Origin of the sequence: Neorhizobium tomejilense, from assembly GCF_964254135.1 — a bacterium.
Classification (GTDB): domain Bacteria; phylum Pseudomonadota; class Alphaproteobacteria; order Rhizobiales; family Rhizobiaceae; genus Neorhizobium; species Neorhizobium tomejilense.
Map to the genome: position 1 here is coordinate 648,645 of NZ_CAXUSO020000002.1, position 17,683 is coordinate 666,327.

General features: G+C 61.7%; 18 protein-coding genes. 17 read left to right on the top strand and 1 reads right to left on the bottom strand.

Features of this window, described 5'->3' with window-relative positions; translation table 11 throughout:
* From ACSQ3G_RS25770 to ACSQ3G_RS25820, 11 genes are all read left to right on the top strand, one after another.
* Positions 1–2,376, top strand: coding sequence for a molybdopterin-dependent oxidoreductase (locus ACSQ3G_RS25770; protein WP_436112254.1), 2,376 nt, complete (start codon positions 1–3; stop codon positions 2,374–2,376).
* Positions 2,373–2,831 (top strand): tripartite tricarboxylate transporter TctB family protein, encoded by a 459-nt coding sequence (locus tag ACSQ3G_RS25775; protein WP_436112255.1) that lies wholly within the window; start codon positions 2,373–2,375, stop codon positions 2,829–2,831. The genes ACSQ3G_RS25770 and ACSQ3G_RS25775 overlap by 4 nt, the downstream gene beginning before the upstream one ends.
* Positions 2,832–2,840: 9 nt before the next feature.
* Complete coding sequence (locus tag ACSQ3G_RS25780; protein ID WP_436112256.1) at positions 2,841–4,340, top strand: tripartite tricarboxylate transporter permease; 1,500 nt, start codon at positions 2,841–2,843, stop codon at positions 4,338–4,340.
* Between the two features lie 34 nt (positions 4,341–4,374).
* A complete protein-coding gene (locus tag ACSQ3G_RS25785) occupies positions 4,375–5,631 on the top strand; it encodes an NAD(P)/FAD-dependent oxidoreductase (protein WP_436112257.1) in 1,257 nt (418 codons plus the stop codon).
* Positions 5,632–5,833: 202 nt separating this feature from the next.
* Positions 5,834–6,277, top strand: coding sequence for an acetyl-CoA carboxylase biotin carboxyl carrier protein (locus tag ACSQ3G_RS25790; protein WP_436112258.1), 444 nt, complete (start codon positions 5,834–5,836; stop codon positions 6,275–6,277).
* Positions 6,277–7,656, top strand: a complete 1,380-nt coding sequence (gene accC, locus ACSQ3G_RS25795) for an acetyl-CoA carboxylase biotin carboxylase subunit (protein ID WP_436112259.1) — start codon at positions 6,277–6,279, stop codon at positions 7,654–7,656. Before ACSQ3G_RS25790 ends, accC begins: the two co-directional genes overlap by 1 nt.
* Entirely contained in the window at positions 7,653–8,081 is a 429-nt protein-coding gene (locus ACSQ3G_RS25800; RefSeq protein WP_436112260.1) for an acetyl-CoA carboxylase, read from the top strand. The genes accC and ACSQ3G_RS25800 overlap by 4 nt, the downstream gene beginning before the upstream one ends.
* Complete coding sequence (gene pxpB, locus ACSQ3G_RS25805) at positions 8,078–8,785, top strand: 5-oxoprolinase subunit PxpB (protein ID WP_436112261.1); 708 nt, start codon at positions 8,078–8,080, stop codon at positions 8,783–8,785. The genes ACSQ3G_RS25800 and pxpB overlap by 4 nt, the downstream gene beginning before the upstream one ends.
* A complete protein-coding gene (locus ACSQ3G_RS25810) occupies positions 8,782–9,777 on the top strand; it encodes a 5-oxoprolinase subunit C family protein (RefSeq protein ID WP_436112262.1) in 996 nt (331 codons plus the stop codon). The genes pxpB and ACSQ3G_RS25810 overlap by 4 nt, the downstream gene beginning before the upstream one ends.
* Positions 9,778–9,804: 27 nt before the next feature.
* Positions 9,805–10,572 (top strand): 5-oxoprolinase subunit PxpA, encoded by a 768-nt coding sequence (locus ACSQ3G_RS25815; protein WP_436112263.1) that lies wholly within the window; start codon positions 9,805–9,807, stop codon positions 10,570–10,572.
* Between the two features lie 59 nt (positions 10,573–10,631).
* Positions 10,632–11,837 (top strand): pyridoxal phosphate-dependent aminotransferase, encoded by a 1,206-nt coding sequence (locus tag ACSQ3G_RS25820; RefSeq protein ID WP_436112264.1) that lies wholly within the window; start codon positions 10,632–10,634, stop codon positions 11,835–11,837.
* 47 nt (positions 11,838–11,884) lie between these two features.
* Here ACSQ3G_RS25820 and nac read toward each other — a convergent pair whose 3' ends face one another.
* Complete coding sequence (gene nac, locus ACSQ3G_RS25825) at positions 11,885–12,790, bottom strand: nitrogen assimilation transcriptional regulator NAC (RefSeq protein ID WP_436112265.1); 906 nt, start codon at positions 12,788–12,790, stop codon at positions 11,885–11,887.
* A 214-nt stretch (positions 12,791–13,004) separates the two neighbouring features.
* Here nac and ACSQ3G_RS25830 point away from each other — a divergent pair, with 214 nt between their 5' ends.
* The 6 genes from ACSQ3G_RS25830 (at position 13,005) to ACSQ3G_RS25855 (ending at position 17,647) form a co-directional block, all read left to right on the top strand.
* Complete coding sequence (locus ACSQ3G_RS25830) at positions 13,005–13,787, top strand: SDR family oxidoreductase (RefSeq protein WP_436112266.1); 783 nt, start codon at positions 13,005–13,007, stop codon at positions 13,785–13,787.
* Positions 13,784–14,491, top strand: a complete 708-nt coding sequence (locus tag ACSQ3G_RS25835; protein WP_436112267.1) for an amino acid ABC transporter permease — start codon at positions 13,784–13,786, stop codon at positions 14,489–14,491. The genes ACSQ3G_RS25830 and ACSQ3G_RS25835 overlap by 4 nt, the downstream gene beginning before the upstream one ends.
* Positions 14,488–15,246 carry an amino acid ABC transporter permease gene (locus ACSQ3G_RS25840; protein WP_046638172.1) on the top strand — a complete coding sequence of 253 codons (759 nt, stop codon included), beginning with the start codon at positions 14,488–14,490 and terminating at the stop codon, positions 15,244–15,246. The genes ACSQ3G_RS25835 and ACSQ3G_RS25840 overlap by 4 nt, the downstream gene beginning before the upstream one ends.
* Positions 15,243–16,010, top strand: coding sequence for an amino acid ABC transporter ATP-binding protein (locus tag ACSQ3G_RS25845; protein WP_436112268.1), 768 nt, complete (start codon positions 15,243–15,245; stop codon positions 16,008–16,010). The genes ACSQ3G_RS25840 and ACSQ3G_RS25845 overlap by 4 nt, the downstream gene beginning before the upstream one ends.
* Positions 16,011–16,041: 31 nt before the next feature.
* Positions 16,042–16,878 (top strand): ABC transporter substrate-binding protein, encoded by an 837-nt coding sequence (locus tag ACSQ3G_RS25850; RefSeq protein WP_105403330.1) that lies wholly within the window; start codon positions 16,042–16,044, stop codon positions 16,876–16,878.
* Between the two features lie 94 nt (positions 16,879–16,972).
* Positions 16,973–17,647 carry a 4-carboxy-4-hydroxy-2-oxoadipate aldolase/oxaloacetate decarboxylase gene (locus ACSQ3G_RS25855; protein WP_436112269.1) on the top strand — a complete coding sequence of 225 codons (675 nt, stop codon included), beginning with the start codon at positions 16,973–16,975 and terminating at the stop codon, positions 17,645–17,647.
* Positions 17,648–17,683 lie beyond the last annotated feature (36 nt).

The following is a 17,683-nucleotide window of genomic DNA, read 5'->3' on the forward strand; positions in this document are numbered from 1 at the left end:
ATGACGAAGGCTCCGAAAACGACGCAACATTCGGAGCCTTCGGCAGACCGGCGCCATGTCGGAACCCATTGGGGGTTCTACACTCATGATGGCTTGCATGGCGGCATTCGTCCGATGGTGGGCGACCCCGATCCTGTTCAATTCGGTGGCGAGCTTCCAGCCGACAGGCTTGCGCCGTGCCGAATCCTGAGGCCAGCAGTCAGGCGATCCTTCCTTGAACAGGGACCGGGTAATCGTGCCGGCCGGCGGGGAGCCGAGGCATTTGTCGAGGTTTCCTGGGAGGAGGCAATCGAACTGGTCGCCGGCGAAATTCGCCGCGTCAGGGACGAGCATGGCAACGGCGCGATTTTTTCCGGCTCCTACGGCTGGTCGAGCGCCGGGCGATTTCATCATGCGCAAAGCCAGCTGAAGCGCTTTTTCAACATGAATGGCGGTTCCGTTCGTTCCGTCCAGACCTATAGTTATGCCGCCGGCGAGGTTATCTTGCCGCACGTCATCGGTTCCACCGATGGGCTGATCTCCGGCCACAGCCCATGGAGCCAGATCGTAGGCCATGCGGACCTGATCGTGATGTTCGGTGGCACGCCGCTTCGCAATGCTCAGGTCAATGCCGGCGGCGTTTCCCGCCATGAAACCCGCCAGTATCTGCTCGACTGCAAACACGCAGGCGCCCATTTCGTCAACATCGGACCCGTCCGGGATGATGCCGCAAGCGAACTCGATGCCCAATGGATGGCTCTGAGACCCGGGACCGACGCCGCCCTGCTGCTGGCCATCGCCCACGTGCTGATCCAGGAGGATCGTCACGACGCGGCTTTCGTCGAACGTTATACCGTCGGCTTTGAAACATTGCGGGATTATCTGTTCGGTAAGGTGGACGGCGTCGTCAAGGATGTCGCCTGGGCAGCCGGCATTACCGGCCTTGAAGCGCAGGATATCCTCACCCTTGCCCGGACCATGGCCTCGAAAAAAACCTTCATCATGATGGCATGGGCGCTGCAACGCGCCGACCATGGCGAACAGGCCTATTGGGCGGCAATCGCGGTGGCATCGCTGCTCGGTCGCGTTGGTCTGCCCGGCGGAGGATTTGGTTTCGGTTATGCATCCATATCGGGCATCGGCCAGCCGGCGCCGGCCGTGAAATGGCCGTCGCTGCCGCAAGGGCAGAATGCCATAGCCGACTACATTCCGGTTGCGCGGATTGCAGACATGCTGCTTTCGCCGGGAGCGGAATACGACTACAACGGCCGGAAACGGATCTATCCGGACATACGGCTGATCTATTGGGCTGGTGGCAATCCTTTTCACCATCATCAGGATCTTCATCGCCTGGTCGAAGCTTGGCAGAAGCCGGAAACGATCATCGTTCACGAGCACTGGTGGAATGCCAACGCCCGGCATGCCGACATCGTGTTGCCGGCCGCGACATTCCTGGAACGCGACGATCTGGTTGCCAGCGGCCGCGAGAGTTTTCTCGGATACTCGACACATACGGCAGCACCACCTGCTGAGGTATTCTCGGATCACGAGATCCTGCGCCGCATTGCCAAAAAGCTGGGGACTGAAGCGGCATTCACGGGCGGATTGAGCGAACCAGAATGGCTGGAGAAGCTTTATGCCGACGCGCAGGCGAACGCTGCGTTACGCGACATTTCCCTACCGGATTTTCCCACGTTCCGGAATGCGGGGCTGATCGAAGTGGAAAGCCAAAGCGCTGACCGGCCGTTCCTTTCCGCGTTTCGCGCGGACCCGGCTGCCCATCCGCTGCGCACGCCGTCCGGTCTGATCGAGCTCTCCTCGGAGCTCATTGCCGGCTTCGACTATGCCGATTGCCCTGGCCATCCGGCGTGGGTGGAACCGGCGGAATGGTTGGGGGGTAAACTGGCGACCATCTATCCATTGCATCTCCTGTCCTGCCAGCCGCATGACAAGCTACACAGCCAGTGGGACCATGCGGCACCGTCGCGCCGGACCAAAAAAGGCGGCCGTCAGCCGATGCGCATTCATCCCGATGACGCCGCGGCTCGCGGGCTGGCGCAAGGCGAGGTGGTGACCATTTCCAACGCCCGCGGTGCGTGCCTGGCGGTCGTTGCCATTACTGACGCCGTCATGCCCGGTGTCGTGCAGTTGGCGACGGGCGCCTGGTTCGATCCGGCGGACCCCTCGAAGCCAGGTTCGCTGGAACTGAACGGCAATCCGAATGTACTGACGCCGGATCATGGGACTTCCCGTCTCGCACAGGGACCAAGCCCGAACTCATGCCTTGTCGAGATTTCCCGCTTCATCGGCACGCCGCCGGAGGTACGGGCCTATCGCCCGCCCGATCTGGCTCCCGACCCGCGATCGAAAGCGTCCAACGGAAAGCAATGCCCATGACCTCACGTGTCAATCCGCAACTGATTGCAGGGCTCCTGTTCGTATTGATCGGCGCCGCTTTCTTGTTGGGCAGCCTCGATCTCTCCTATGGTACCTGGCGCAAAATCGGTCCCGGTGCATTTCCGGGCCTGGTCGCCTCGGGCCTGATCGCCATGGGCCTTATCGTCGCCTTTACGGCCGAGAAACATGAGGCCGGCAAAAAGCAACCGAGCCTTTATTCATCGAAGGTCACGTTCATCATTGCAGCGATCGTGGTGTTTGGACTGGTCGTTCGCGGCGGCGGGTTGCTGCCGGCGATCTTCTGTTGCTGCTTCATCTCCTCGTTTGCTTCACGTCCTTTGCAGCCGGCGAAATCAGCGTTGTACGGGCTCGGACTCGGTGCGGCCTGCAGCCTCGCCTTCATCAAGGGGCTCGGCATGCCGATTTCCATCATCGGCCCCTGGTTCGGGTTTTAGGAAGATCACATGGACACGCTGAACGCCCTGCTGCTCGGGTTTGACCAGGCAATCCTGCCGACGAACCTGTTCTGGTGCCTGATCGGCACACTGCTCGGAACCCTTGTCGGCGTCCTGCCAGGCCTCGGGCCTGCCGCGACCATGGCCATCCTCCTGCCTTTCACCATCGGACTTGAACCGGTGACATCGCTGATCATGATGGCCGGCATCTATTACGGTGCGCAATATGGGGGTTCGACGACGGCCATCCTTCTCAATTTGCCCGGCGAAGCATCGTCCGTGGTAACGGCGATCGACGGCTACAAGATGGCCCGCAACGGACGTGCGGGCGTGGCACTGTCGACAGCGGCGATCGGCTCCTTTTTTGCCGGCACCGTCGCCACGCTGTTGCTGGCATTGTTTGCGCCTTCGCTTGCCGAAATTGGATTGCTGTTTGGCCCGGCGGAATACTTTTCCCTGATGATCCTCGGGCTTGTCGCCTCGGTCGTGCTTTCGCGCGGATCGCTGCCGAAGGCACTTGCCATGGTCTTCATCGGCATTCTGGTCGGCCTTGTCGGCCAGGACGTGCAAACTGCCGTGCCGCGTTTCACGCTCGGTTTTGAAGAAATGTCGAGCGGTATCAATTTCGTCGTGGTGGCGATGGGATTATTCGGCATCGGCGAGTTGATCAAGGATCTGGAAACCCCGGAAAGCCGCACCGCCATCAACGCACCATTCTTCTCGATGATCCCGTCGCGGGAAGACTGGCGCCGGATGGTCGCGCCGATTCTTCGCGGCACGGGGATCGGCTCCGTGCTGGGACTTCTGCCGGGCGGCGGCGCGCTTCTCGCCGCTTTTGCTGCCTATGCCATCGAGAAACGTGTTGCCAACCCGCCCGAAGGTTTCGGCGGTGGTGCGATCGAAGGCGTGGCCGCGCCCGAGAGCGCCAACAATGCCGGTGCACAGACCTCATTCGTCCCGCTGCTCACGCTCGGCTTACCGGCAAACGCCGTCATGGCCCTGATGTTCGGCGCCCTGATCATGCAGGGTATCGCACCGGGCCCGACGCTGATTTCCGAACATCCGGACGTGTTCTGGGGCGTCATCGTATCGATGTGGGTTGGCAATGTCATGCTGCTGGTCTTGAACCTGCCGCTGATCGGCGTCTGGACGCGCTTGCTGACGATGCCTTTCCACTATCTCTTTCCGGCTATCGTGGTGTTCTGCTCGATCGGCGCGTTCTCGCTCGGCAACTCGGTCTTCGATATTTGGCTGCTCGGCGCGTTCGGCGTCGCCGGCTACGTCTTCGCCAAGCTCGATTGCGACCCGGCACCGCTGGTGATGGGCCTCATTCTCGGGCCGATGATGGAGGAAAATTTCCGTAGAGCGATGTTCCTCGCACGTGGTAATCCCAGCGTTTTTGTCGATCGTCCGATTTCGGCAGGTCTGATTGTCCTTGCTGTGCTCGCCATCGCCGTGGTCGCCCTGCCGAAGATCAAGGCCGTCCGCGAAGAGGCATTTCAGGAATGAACCGGCTTATTCCCGTCACGCAGAGTGAAACATCATGCATGTAGTGGTCATCGGAGCCGGTATCGTCGGTGCATCGACGGCACTCGAGCTGTTGAACGACGGGCACGAGGTCACCATTGTCGAACCGGAACAGCCCGGCGGTCGCCACGCGGCGAGTTATGGCAACAGCGGCTGGCTGAGCCCTGCCTCGATCATCCCGATGTCGATGCCCGGCCTCTGGAGGAAGGTGCCCGGCTATCTTGCCGATCCTTCCGGGCCGCTGACCATCCGCTGGCGGCACCTAGTACGCCTCGCACCCTGGTTGCTGCGGTTCATGCTGGCCGGTTCGACCGGATCCAAGGTCGAACGGACCGCGAGAATTCTGGCGAGCCTCCTGCATGATGCCCCAACCCGGCATGCGGCGCTGGCGGAAAAAATCGGACGGCCGGACCTAATCCGCCGCAAGGGTCTGCTCTACGTGTACCAGGATCGCGTGGCTTTCGAGGCCGAGGCTTTTGCGTGGCGCCTGCGGCGCGACAACGGCGTTTCCTATCGAGAGCTATCCTCAGCCGAACTGCACGAACTCGAGCCCAATCTTTCACCCCGCTACTCCTTTGCTGCCTTCGTCGAGGATGGCGGTCATTGCGTGGATCCGGGAGGCTATGTCGCAGCAATGGTCGATCATGCGGTGGATTTCGGCGCTCAGCGTATCCATGCAAGGGCGACCGGTTTCAATCTTAGCGGCAGCCGGCTTTCCGGTGTCCGGACAGAGGCGGGCATCGTGGCGTGCGATAAGGCGGTCATCGCCGCCGGAATACATTCGAAAAAGCTAGCGGCGCTCGCCGGTGACACAATCCCGATGCAGAGCGAGCGCGGTTACCACGTGGTCGTTCCCTATCATCTGGCAAAGGGGGAGATGCCGATCATGCCGAGCGACGGCAGGATGGGCAACAATCCGACGCTTGCCGGACTTCGCATTGCCGGACAGGTCGAGCTGGCAAGCGTCGAGGAAAGACCGAACTGGATCCGCGCCGACATCCTGTTGAAACACGCGAAAGGAACCTATCCGGCACTGTCGGATATATCCGAGGACAGGAGTATCGAACGTTGGATGGGGCATCGTCCCTCGACTGCGGACGGCCTTCCGGTGATCGGTTTTTCGCGGTCTTCCGAAGATATCGTTCATGCGTTTGGCCACGGTCATGTCGGCCTTGCAGCCGGACCGATTAGCGGCGCGCTTGTTGCAGGCCTGATCGCCGGGCGCGAATGTGCCGTCGATCTATCGGCGTTGTCTGCCGCCCGTTTTCGCTGATCTGCAACGGCTGACGCGCCATGAGCAACGGCCGAAACTCGATGGGGCTGCCCGATCGTCCCGCACGGCTTCCGGAACTGAGCCGGTCCATCAAAAGTTCGTCTGACCCCATCGGCGGCGCGATCGTGTTACGCAACGTTACCGTATCACGCGACTTGATCTCCGAAATCGCGCGGCGGCATTCGAAATACCGAGCGCGAATATGGACCTCTCGAAGATCAAGACCCTGATCGACTTTGTCGGTCGATCGAGCATCACCGAACTCACCGTGACCGAGAAGGACCTGACGGTTCGGATCTTCCGGTCGCAGCCAATGGCGAGGGAGCCCTCCGCTGATTTGGCGCGCGGGCAACAGCCGGTTACGGGTGTGCCGATGGGGCCTGATGAACTGCCGGCTGTCGGCCACGCGTCGGTCATTTCCGTAAAAGCGCCGGTTTCCGGTGTGCTGCATCGCAGTTCGGCACCGGGCGAGGGGCCGTTCGTCAAACCGGGAGATGAGGTGGCAGAGGGGCAGACTCTCTTCATTATTGAAGCGATGAAGGTCTTCAACAAGATCGCTGCGCCGCGGTCCGGGCGCATTGTCAACCTGACCGAAATCGACGGCGGCGAAGTCGAGGCGGGTGATCTGCTTGCGGAGATCGCGTGATGTCTGAGACATTCGACAGTCGCCCGCGCTTCGATACGGTTCTCATTGCCAATCGCGGGGAGATCGCGACCAGGATCCAGAAGGCCTGCCGGGAACTGGGTCTCAAGACCGTCGTCGTCTACTCCGAAGCGGATCGGCAGGCGCCCTATGGCAAGACCGCCGATAGCGCACTGTGCATCGGCCCTTCGAGCGCGGCAAAAAGCTACCTCAACAAGGATGCTCTTCTTCTGGCGGCGCGCTTGACGGGCGCCGGCGCCATCCATCCCGGTTATGGGTTTCTCTCGGAAAATGCCGCATTCGCGGATGCGGTCGAAAAGGCTGGACTGGCGTTCATCGGTCCGAGCGCGCCGTCAATCGAGGCGATGGGCGACAAGATCTCGGCAAAGAGGGCAATGATCGCAGCCGGAGTTCCTTGTGTCCCGGGGCCGGATACGGCGCTTTCCGACGATCCGGCCGCCGTCGAGCGCCTGGCCCGGGAGATCGGTTATCCCGTCATCATCAAGGCTGCCGGCGGCGGCGGCGGGCGGGGCATGCGTGTCGTGCCGGAGGCCGGTCTGCTGCAAGAGGCGGTCGCGCTCACCCGGGAGGAGGCGCGGCAGGCTTTCGGCTCGCCGTCGCTCTACATGGAAAAATTCCTCCAGCATCCGCGTCATATCGAGATCCAGGTCCTTTGCGACACCCATGGCAATGCAGTCTGGCTCGGGCACCGGGATTGCTCGATGCAGCGCCGCCATCAAAAGGTCGTGGAAGAGGCGCCGGCACCCGAGATATCGCCGGATGTGATCCGGCCCGTCGGGAGAGCCTGTGTCGAGGCCTGCCGCCAGATCGGCTACCGGGGCGTCGGAACCTTCGAATTCCTCTACGAGGATGGCGCTTTCTATTTCATCGAGATGAATACCCGGCTTCAGGTCGAACATCCGGTCACCGAAATGACAAGCGGAATCGACATCGTGCAGGCGCAGATCAAAGTGGCTCAGGGCGATCCGCTCGAACTGGCCCAGGCTGACGTTAAATGCGAGGGGCACGCTTTCGAATGCCGCATCAATGCCGAGGATCCCGATACATTTCTGCCGTCAGCCGGCGTCATCACCAGTCTCGCCTTTCCCGAAGGGATGGGCATCCGGGTCGACACCCATATCCATGCGGGGTACAAGGTGCCACCCTATTACGACTCGCTTATCGCCAAGCTGATCGTTCATGCGCCGACGCGGGCGGAGGCGATGGCAAGGATGCGCGAGGCGCTTGCCGGAACGCGGGTGGACGGCATTTCCACGAATATTCCCTTCCTGCGTGCGCTCTTCGAGGACAGCGCGTTTGCGCGCGGCGAGACGGATATCCATTATCTCGAGCAATGGCTGAAACAACGGAGAGCGCCATGAGCGCGATCGATTTCAGCGATCCCGCGACCATCGCGTTCCTCACCGAGGCGCTGACGGCAGCCGGGGTAAGTGGCCTGGAAATCTCCTGGCCCAGCGGACAGTTGCGCATCGTCATTGCCACGGGGAATGAAGCCGGGATCGATGTGTCAGTAACCTCTCGGCCGGCCCAGACGGCTCAGCCGCTGGTGGTCGTCAAGGCGCCGATGGCCGGCCACTTTTACCCGGGCAGCCCATCGCGGTCGGCAGCCGCCGATCGTCTGCCGCGATCGGTTCTCGCCACAGACCTCCTCGGCTTCCTTCGCGTCGGCCCCGTCCTGCTTCCACTTTGTGCCGGCCGCGCGGGTATTCTGACCAAGCAGCTGGCCGAACCCGATGCGCTGGTCGGCTTCGGCGATCCCCTGTTCGAGATCGAGCCTCAATCATGATTGCGACAATGAACAGCCATGCACCGCTGCGCGAAATCTTGCCCGCCGCTCACGGCCGGGCTCGGGTTTCGTCGATCGGCGCGAGGTCCTTCCTGCTGGAGGCGCCGGGAGAATTCGATCTCGCCGCACAGCGCCGGATTTGGGCGCTTTCCCAAGCGGTCCGAGGCTGGCCGGATATCGCGGAAATCGTTCCGGGAATGACCAACCTTTTGACGATATTCCAGGAGGCGCCGCAGGATCCGGATGCCGTCGTGGCGCGGCTGCTGGAGGCATGGGACAATGCCCGCAGCATCGATCTGGACGGAAAGACGATCGAAATCCCTGTTCACTACGGCGGGGAGCATGCGGTGGACCTGCCCGCGCTTTGCGATCTTGCCCGGCTCAGCGACCGTGAGATCGTCCGTATTCATCATGAAGCGACCTACCGTGTTTTTGCCCTGGGCAGCGCTCCAGGCTTCGGTTACCTGCACGGCCTCGATCCGCGCATCTACATGCCGCGAAAGACCGTGCCGTCACTGAAGATGGCGAAGGGCTGCGTGACCATCGGCGGCATGCAGACTGGCGTTGCGATGCTTACCGGCCCGAACGGCTGGAATTCCATCGGTTTCGCCGAGCTGCAGATGTTCGACCCGACGTCGCGCGCACCGGCGATGATGGCGCCGGGCGATACGGTGCGGTTCGTGCCGGCTAGGATCGAGCTATGATCGAAATTGTGGAAACCGGCCCGTTCAATACGGTCCAGGATCTGGGGCGGCCGGGGTATCGCGATATCGGCGTTTCGGCCAGCGGCGCGATGGATCCGCTTGCCATGAGGATCGGCAATATCCTTGTCGGGAATGAGGAGGGTGCGGCCGGGATAGAGGTGCAGACATTTCCGTTCAGCCTGCGTTTCGACCGGCGGACGGTCTTCGCGGTCACGGGCGCCGATGGCGATCCGATACTGGACGGGTTGGAATTGCTTCCCTGGTGCGCCTATACCGCCGAGACCGGACAGGTGCTCGAGCTGAAGCATCCTCCGACACTTGCGCGCGCCTATGTTTCCATCGGCGGGGGCCTGGATGTCCCATCGGTCATGGGGTCGCGCAGCACGTCCTTGCGCGGCAGCTTCGGCGGCAATGCCGGGCGGCCACTGGTAAAGGGTGATCGGATCGCGCTCGGTAACTGCGCCGACTCTGCCCCGGTGCCGGCCAGCGGCCTGGCTGTCATCGAGCCCGCCGTGGCGCTCCGGGACGTCTTTCCGGGTTTTGCCGACGGCGCGCTGCCGGTCCGTGCCTTGCCCGGTGGCGAGCATGCCCTGTTTCCCAATGACGGCGACGCCTTTTGGAGCCAGACCTGGAAGATCTCTTCCCGCAGCGACCGCACGGGCTATCGTCTGTCGGGCGAGCCCATCAAGCCGACGGCGTCGGTTGAGATGCGTTCCCATGGGATCGTGCCCGGCGTCATCCAGGTCCCGCCCGGTGGGGAGCCCATAGTCCAGACGAGCGATGCGAACACGGCGGGTGGCTATCCGAAGATCGCCGGCGTGATCGAATGCGACCTGTGGCGGCTTGGCCAGGCTCGCATAGGCAGCCGCTTGCGGTTCGTGCGGTCCACGCATGCGGAGGCGCGCGCAGTGGAGCAGGCGGTCGCCCGCTACGTCGAAGATGTCCGGATCACATCAGCGATGGTCAAGCGCGCCTTGAAGGTGATGGCCTGAAATACGATCGGTCAAAGGGAGTTGCCGATGAAAATCGATCTGAATTCCGACATGGGCGAAGGTTTCGGCCCTTACCGGCTATGCGACGACGAAGCGATGATGAAGGTCGTGTCGTCGGCCAACATCGCCTGCGGTTTCCACGGTGGCGATCCGGATACGATGGCGCGCATGGTGCGGCTTGCCAAGGCGAACGGGGTTGGCATCGGCGCACATCCGGGCTTGCCCGACCGGCTCGGCTTTGGACGGCGCGAAATGCCCTTCCAGGCGGATGAGTTGCGCCAGCAGATGCTCTACCAGCTCGGTGCGCTGATGGCGATCGCCGCGAGCGAGCGTGTCACCGTCGGGCATATCAGCTTTCACGCCGCCATGGGCAATATGGTCAACCGCGACCCGGTGCTCGCCGATCTGATGATGGATGCCATTGCGACGGTGGAGCCGGGTCTTGTCGTGTTCGTGACGCCGGACAGCGAAATAGAGCAGGCGGCCAAACGGGCGCGGCTGAAGACGCTGGCGCTTTTCCTGGCCGACCGGGCCTATGATGCCGAAGGCAGGCTTGTTGTCCGCGGCCTACCGGGCGCCGTGATCAAGGACGAGGCTTCGGTGCGGGCAAGGGTGCGCCGCTTTCTTCTCGACGGAACCGTCGAGACTATCGAGGGCGACACCATTGCCATGCCCGCCCGGTCAATCCTCGTCCACAGCGACACGCCGGGTTCCCTTGAACTTGCGCATATCGTCCGAAGCGAGATCGAAGCCTCCGGCGCGACGCTCGCGCCGGCTGCCGAACTCGCTCTTTGACTCACCGGGCTGCCTAGTCGGCCGTCTCCCGTCCCAATCTTCGTCGAAAGTTAATGCCGATGTCTTCTACAGCCGATCGCCTGAAAAACGTCTCCATATCCGCCTCCGCTGCCATGACCCAACGCGCCCGGGAACTGGCCGCAAAGGGTATCAAGGTTGTCAGCCTGTCTTCCGGGGAGCCGGACTTCCCGACGCCGCTGCATGCCATCGAGGCGGCCCATGCCGCAGCACTCGGCGGTGATACGAAATATCCGCCGATGGACGGCACGCCGGCGCTCAAGGCGGCGATCAGCAGGAAGTTCAAGCGGGACAACAATCTGGACTATGATGCCAGTCAGATCGTCGTTTCAGCCGGCGGCAAGCAGGTGATCTTCAACACGATGCTTGCCACCTGCAATCCCGGCGACGAAGTTGTCATTCCAACGCCCTCCTGGGTCAGCTATGCCGATATCGTCAAGTTCGCCGGTGGCGTTCCGGTGGCGGTACCCTGTTTCGAGCAGGCCGGCTTCAAGTTGCGTCCGGAGGATCTGGAGGCCGCGATCACGCCGCGTACCAAATGGCTGATCCTGAATTTTCCCAATAATCCGACCGGTGCGGCCTGCTCTCGCGCGGAAATGGCGGCCATCGCGCAGGTCATGCTGCGCCATCCAGACGTGTGGATCCTGACTGACGATATCTACGAACATCTGGTCTATGACGGTTTCGAATTCTGCACCATCGTCGACGCGGAACCCCGGCTCTATGATCGTGTCCTGACCATGAACGGCGTCTCGAAGGCTTACGCCATGACCGGCTGGCGGCTCGGCTTCTGCGCCAGCGGCTCCAAGGAACTCATTGGTGCGATCAGCAACGTCAACGGGCAGAACGGCGGTGGCATCAGCACGGTGACGCAGGCGGCGGCCATCGCGGCTCTGGACGGGCCTCAGGATCTCCTGAAGGAGCGGGCTGCGATCTATCGCGAGAGGCGCGATTTCGTCCTCGACCGCCTGTCGCAGGTGGAGGGATTGCGTTGCCACAAGCCCGAGGGCGCGTTCTACCTCTATCCCAACATGTCCAGCTTGATCGGCAAGACCAGCAAGGGCGGGCGGAAGATCGAGACCGACATCGATTTCGTCATGGCTCTCGTGGACGAACATCATGTGGCGACGGTGCAAGGCGCAGCTTACGGCATGAGCCCCCATTTCCGCATTTCTTACGCAACGAGCATGGAAATGCTGGACGAGGGATGCGCGCGGATTGCCCAGTTCTGTAGGGACATGCGTTGACGTGTCATCGATGATTTGGCGCGGCATGCGTCATGCCGGAACTCGCCCTATGCTCTCAGCCGCGCGGTCAGCTCGAGAAGGATATTCTTGACCGCCAATGCCGGCTCGGACAGCGAGTTCTGTTCGGCAATGCAGAGCGACAGGGTTTCCTCGATCCGCGGGGAAACGAGCCGACAGATCAGCGGTTCGCCTGATTCCGTCACGATACGGTCGGCGATGGCTTTCGGCATGATGGTCGCTCCGAGACCGCTGCCCACGGCGCGCGCCAATGTCCTGACGATTTCAACCTCCGCCACGACTTTCAGGTTGATCCGGCTGCGCGTGAACGCGGTGTCGACCGCACGGCGAACGAAGTTGTAAGCGGGCGGCATCAGAAGCGGCAAGCCGTCGAGAGCGGTAACCGGAATGGGCTTGTTGTCCGCTTCGATTGCAAAATCGCGGTGGGCGACGAGATAGAACTCCTCGCTCAGGATCGGCTCGAACCGTACGCCCTTGATCGGCCCGGCCCCGTGGATCAGCGCCATTTCCAGACGGCCGTTCATGATCATCTGACTGTAGGTCTGGCCGACGCTTTCCGTGAGATGGAGCAGGATGCCGGGATGGCGCCTGCGCGTTTCGGCCAGCAGGTCGACGGACAGCGTCGCGGCACTGCTGAACGGCACGAGCCCCACGGAAACGCGCCCGGCAAGTGAGTTGCCGGCAGCGGAAGCGTCCGCCTGCGCCTGTTCCATCTGGCGAAGAATGATCTGCGCATGGCGGTACACCGCATGCCCCGCATCGGTCATGCTGACGCCCTGCTGGCTGCGGATCAGCAGCTTCTGACCGAAATGCTCCTCCAGCGCCGCCAGCTGCTGGCTGAGCGCGGGCTGCGCGATATGCAGCAGGTCGGCAGCGCGCGTGATGCTGCCGCTGTCGACGATCACGATGAAGGATTTGAGGCGTCTGATGTCCATTCGGATCTTTTTCTTTTTGTCTTGAGCAGACGTATGTTTGCAGACGCGATCTTCTTTTGCAACGCCGCTGACTGCGATCTCGCCGGGTGATGGTCACCTGCCGACATTGCTGAGCCGAGCCTCCATAGCCGTTGCTTATTGCTCCACAAATAATCGGTCTTAGGCAAGAGATTAAAGGTTCGCTACTGTCGGCGACAACAACAAGGGGATCCGAATGCCATTCTCCGATTACAAGACCGCACTGGTTACCGGCGCTTCCTCCGGTATTGGCGCCGCTGTGGTGGAGCGGCTTCGGCGTGAGAATATCGAGGTCCACGCGATCGCCCGCAGCGGCGATGCTCTGCAGGATCTGGCCAAACGCACGGGCTGCATCGCTCATGTCATCGATGTCACCGATCGTCCGGCACTCGCCGAACTCGCCGGCCGTATCGAGTTCGATATCCTCGTCAACAATGCCGGCGTCGACCGGCCGAAGAAATTCCTGGAAGCGGACGAGAGCGATATCGACCTTCTCGTTGATGTCAATCTCCGTGCCGTCCTGCACATTTGCCGTTTGATCGTGCCGGGAATGGTCGCCCGCGATCGGGGCCATGTCATCAACATTTCTTCGATCGCCGGCAACTACAATTTCGGCGGCAACTCCATCTATCACGCAGTGAAAGCCGGCGTCGCCATGCTGTCGAACCAGCTGCGCATCGATGCCTTCGGCAAGCGCGTGCGGGTGACGGAAATCTGCCCTGGGCGCGTCGCGACGGACATTTTCAATCACGTGCACGGCGACGATCCCAGTATTCGCGAACGGTTCATCGATGGTTTCGAGCTGCCTCAGGCAGCCGATATCGCCGAAGCCATAGCATTCGCGATCGCCGCGCCGGTGGCCGTCAATATCGGGCATATGGAAATCACGCCGACATTGCAGGTCATGGGCGGCCTGCAGACAGCCCGGCCGCAGCCGGCTTCCGCAGGTCCGGACAGTTCCAGGGAGCCGGGGCGGTGAACGGGTTCGATCTCTCGGCTATCCTGAGGAACCCCGAATATACCGCGATGCTCTTGCACGGCATCGAGATGACCTTTGTCATCTATATCGGGTCGTGGCTGCTGGCCATGACCCTCGCGCTGCTGCTTCTGTGCATCCGGTTTTCGCCGCTCCGCTTTGGCGACAGGGCCGTGGCCGCCTACGTCTCCTACCATCGCAACGTGCCGACCCTCGTGCAGCTGATGCTGTGGTATTTCGGCATATTCACCCTGTTCCCGCCAGGCCTGACCTCCTGGCTTGCGGCCCACAATGCCGAAACGATCTTCGCCGTCATCGGCCTCGGCCTGTGCCAGGCGGCCTATTTCAGCGAGGACCTGCGGTCCGGCCTTCGCTCCGTAAGCCCGGGCCAGATGGAAGCCGCAAAAGCCCTCGGTCACAGCTATGTCTCGGCGATGCGCTTCGTAATCATGCCCCAGGGCGTGCGCAATGCACTTCCTCCGCTCATCAACCACAGTGTTTCCCTGTTCAAGAACAGCAGTCTCGCCATCGTCATCGGTGCGTCCGAGCTGACGCACGCCGTGAAGGAAGTCGAAAACCTGAGCTTCCGCACCTTCGAAATCTACCTCGTCGGCACGGTTCTTTACCTGTTCTTCTCGCTCCTGATCATGGGCGCCGGCGCCTATCTTTCGATGCGCGCCGATCCAGTCCGGAGTGCGCGCGGATGATCAACGATGTCATCGCCATCATCCAGGACTACTGGCTTCTGCTGCTGATCGGTCAATATCCGAACGGCCCGCTCGGCGGGCTTGCAAACACGCTGATCCTGTCGGCGCTCAGCATCATGCTCGCCTTCCCGGTCGCCATCCTGCTGGCACTCGCGCGACTTTCGAAATGGCGACTGCTGCGGTGGCCGGTCACCGCACTCGTCTATATAACCCGCGGTGTGCCGCTCCTGATGCTTATCCTCTGGAGTTACTTCCTCGTGCCGCTCTGGACAGGCGCAGACGTTCCGAGCTTCGTGACGATGCTGACTACGCTCGTCGTTTACCAGGGCGCCTTCCTGAGCGAGGTCGTACGCGCCGGCATTGTCGCGCTCGGCAGCGGCCAGATGGATGCCGCCCGTGCCCTCGGGCACAGCTCTCTCGGAGCGATGCGCTTCATCATCCTTCCGCAGGCGCTCTACAACATGATCCCGAGCATCATCTCGACCTTCGTCTCGACGATAAAGGACACGACGCTCGGATATGTCATCAACGTCCCGGACCTCACTTTTGCGGCCAGCCAGGTCAACAACCAGCTTCTGACCCAGCCCTTCCAGGTCTTCTTCATCCTCGCGGTCGTCTACTACGCGATCTGCTGGAGCCTGACGCATGTCGCCAACATAGTCGAGCGCCGCATCACGCGCCGCCGCGCGGGTCTTTCCGGCGGCGCAGCGCCGGTGGCACTCGTGCCGGCCAAAATCATATCGGAGCAGCTATGAGCACCTCAGCCGCACAGACCCAGCAGTTGCAGACAATCCACCTTTCGGACGTCTGCAAGAGCTATGGCGATTATCCGGTCCTCAAGAACATTGACGCCGAAGTTGCCCGAGGCGAGGTCGTGGTGATCTGCGGACCTTCCGGTTCGGGGAAATCCACACTGATCCGTACGATCAACCGTCTTGAGGAGATCAACAGCGGATCGATCACCCTGGATGGTCAGAACATTCATGCGGCAATGCGGACGAGGGAACTCAACCTGCTGCGCAGCCGGATCGGTTTCGTGTTCCAGAACTTCAACCTGTTCCCGCATCTCTCCGTGGTCGAAAATGTGTCGATGTCGCCGATCCGCGTGAAGGGCGTGGCGGCAAATGTCGCCCATGAGAAGGCGCTGAAGCTTCTCGATCGCGTTGGGCTCGCCGACAAGGCGCGGGCTTATCCCGGCCAGCTGTCGGGCGGGCAGCAACAGCGGGTGGCGATAGCGCGCGCACTCGCCATGGAGCCGCCGGTCATGCTGTTCGACGAGCCGACCAGCGCGCTCGATCCGGAAATGGTCGGCGAGGTGCTGGCGGTCATGAAGAGCCTGGCATCGGAAGGCATGACCATGATCTGCGTTACGCATGAAATGGGCTTCGCCCGCGATGTCGCCGACCGCATCTGGTTCATCGATGCGGGACAGATCCTCGAAAAGGCCCCGCCCGACGAGTTTTTCAAGACCCCCCGCCATCCCCGTGCTCAGCGGTTCCTCGCCGATCTGCGCCATTGACACTCACCACCAATAACAAAGGAGAACAGCAATGAACTGGAAATACGCAACTCTTACCGCCGTGCTGGCAGGTGCCTCGGCGGCCTTGCCGGCAAAGGCGGATCAACTCGACACGATCATGTCGGCCAAGACGCTTCGCTGCGCAACGTTTGCCGACGTGGTGCCTTTCGCGGCACCCGATCCGAAGACCCGCGAGATGGCCGGCTTCGACGTCGATCTCTGCAATGCGATCGCCAAGGAACTGGGCGTCAAGGCCGAAATCAAGCCGGTCTCGGTCGAAGCGCGCGTGCCGGAAGTCAAGCTCGGCCGCGTCGACATCACGGTTGCCAATCTGGCCTATACGCTGAGCCGCGCAGAGCAGATCCAGTTCAGCGATCCCTACTACCTTGCCAAGGAAATGCTGATCGTTCCGGCCGATGATCCCGGCAAAAAGAAGGTCGATTACGAAGGCCAGCGTATCGCCTCGACCAAGGGCTCGACTTCGGAAATGTCGATCAAGCTCAACAAGTCCGATCCGCTGACCTTCCAGGATACCGCATCCGCCTATCTTGCCGTCCAGCAGGGCAAGGCGCGTGGTATGGTGGCGAATACGATGACGACGACAAAATTCGTCAACGAATCCAAGACCAAGGGCAAGGAAATGCGGATGATCGAGGATCCGATGCTGTTCCAGCCTATCGGGATCGGCATGGCAAAGGACAATCCGGCGCTGACGACCAAGATCAACGAGGTGCTCCGCAAGCTCGACACGTCCGGTGACCTCAACAAGATCTGGGACAAGTGGCTCGGCCCGAATACCGAATACAAGATGACGCGCAACGACAAGGTCGTGCCGCTCTCCGAACTGAAGTTCGACCCGATCCCCTGAGGCCTTTGGTCCGGGTACTCCATCCAATTGCAAATCATCGAAGACTGCAGGCGGCGGGACGTGCCCGCCGTCGACCTAACCGTGGGAGGTTTCCATGATCCACATTAAAGACATCGCCGAACGGCCGAGCAAAGCCGACATCGACGCACTTTCCAAATTTTCGCCGGCGACCATCCACGAAGCGCAGGGACGCCGCGGAGCACTCTCCTCACGCCTGAAGCCGGTGGACTACCGGATGAAGCTGTGCGGACCGGCATTCACGGTGAAATGCGCGCCGCGTGACAACATCATGCTTCAGCTCGCGATCAACTATGCCAAGCCGGGTGATATCATTGTCGTGTCCGCCGGCGAATACGAAGAGGCCGGCTCGTTCGGCGACGTACTTGCCAATGCTTGCCTGGCAAAGGGCATCGGCGGCCTGGTGACCGATACGGGCGTGCGCGACACGCTGCAGCTGAGGGACCTCGGCTTTCCGGTCTTCTCCCTGAGCGTCTGCATCAAGGGTACCGTCAAGGAAACCATTGCGGCGGTGAACGACACGATCATCGTCGGTGGCGAGACGATCAATCCGGGCGACATCATCGTTGGCGATGCCGACGGACTGGTCGTTGTCCGCCGCGCTGAAGCACAAGAGGCCGCCGTGCTTTCGCAGGCCCGCGAGGATGCCGAAGCCGGCTATATCGCTGCCTACAAGCAGGGCAAGTCGGTGATCGAGGTCAGCAAGCTGGAGCCGGTGCTGAAGGCCAAGGGCCTGGTCGTTGATATCTGAGCCCGGTCGCGATTGTCACGCAAAGCGACGGACTTT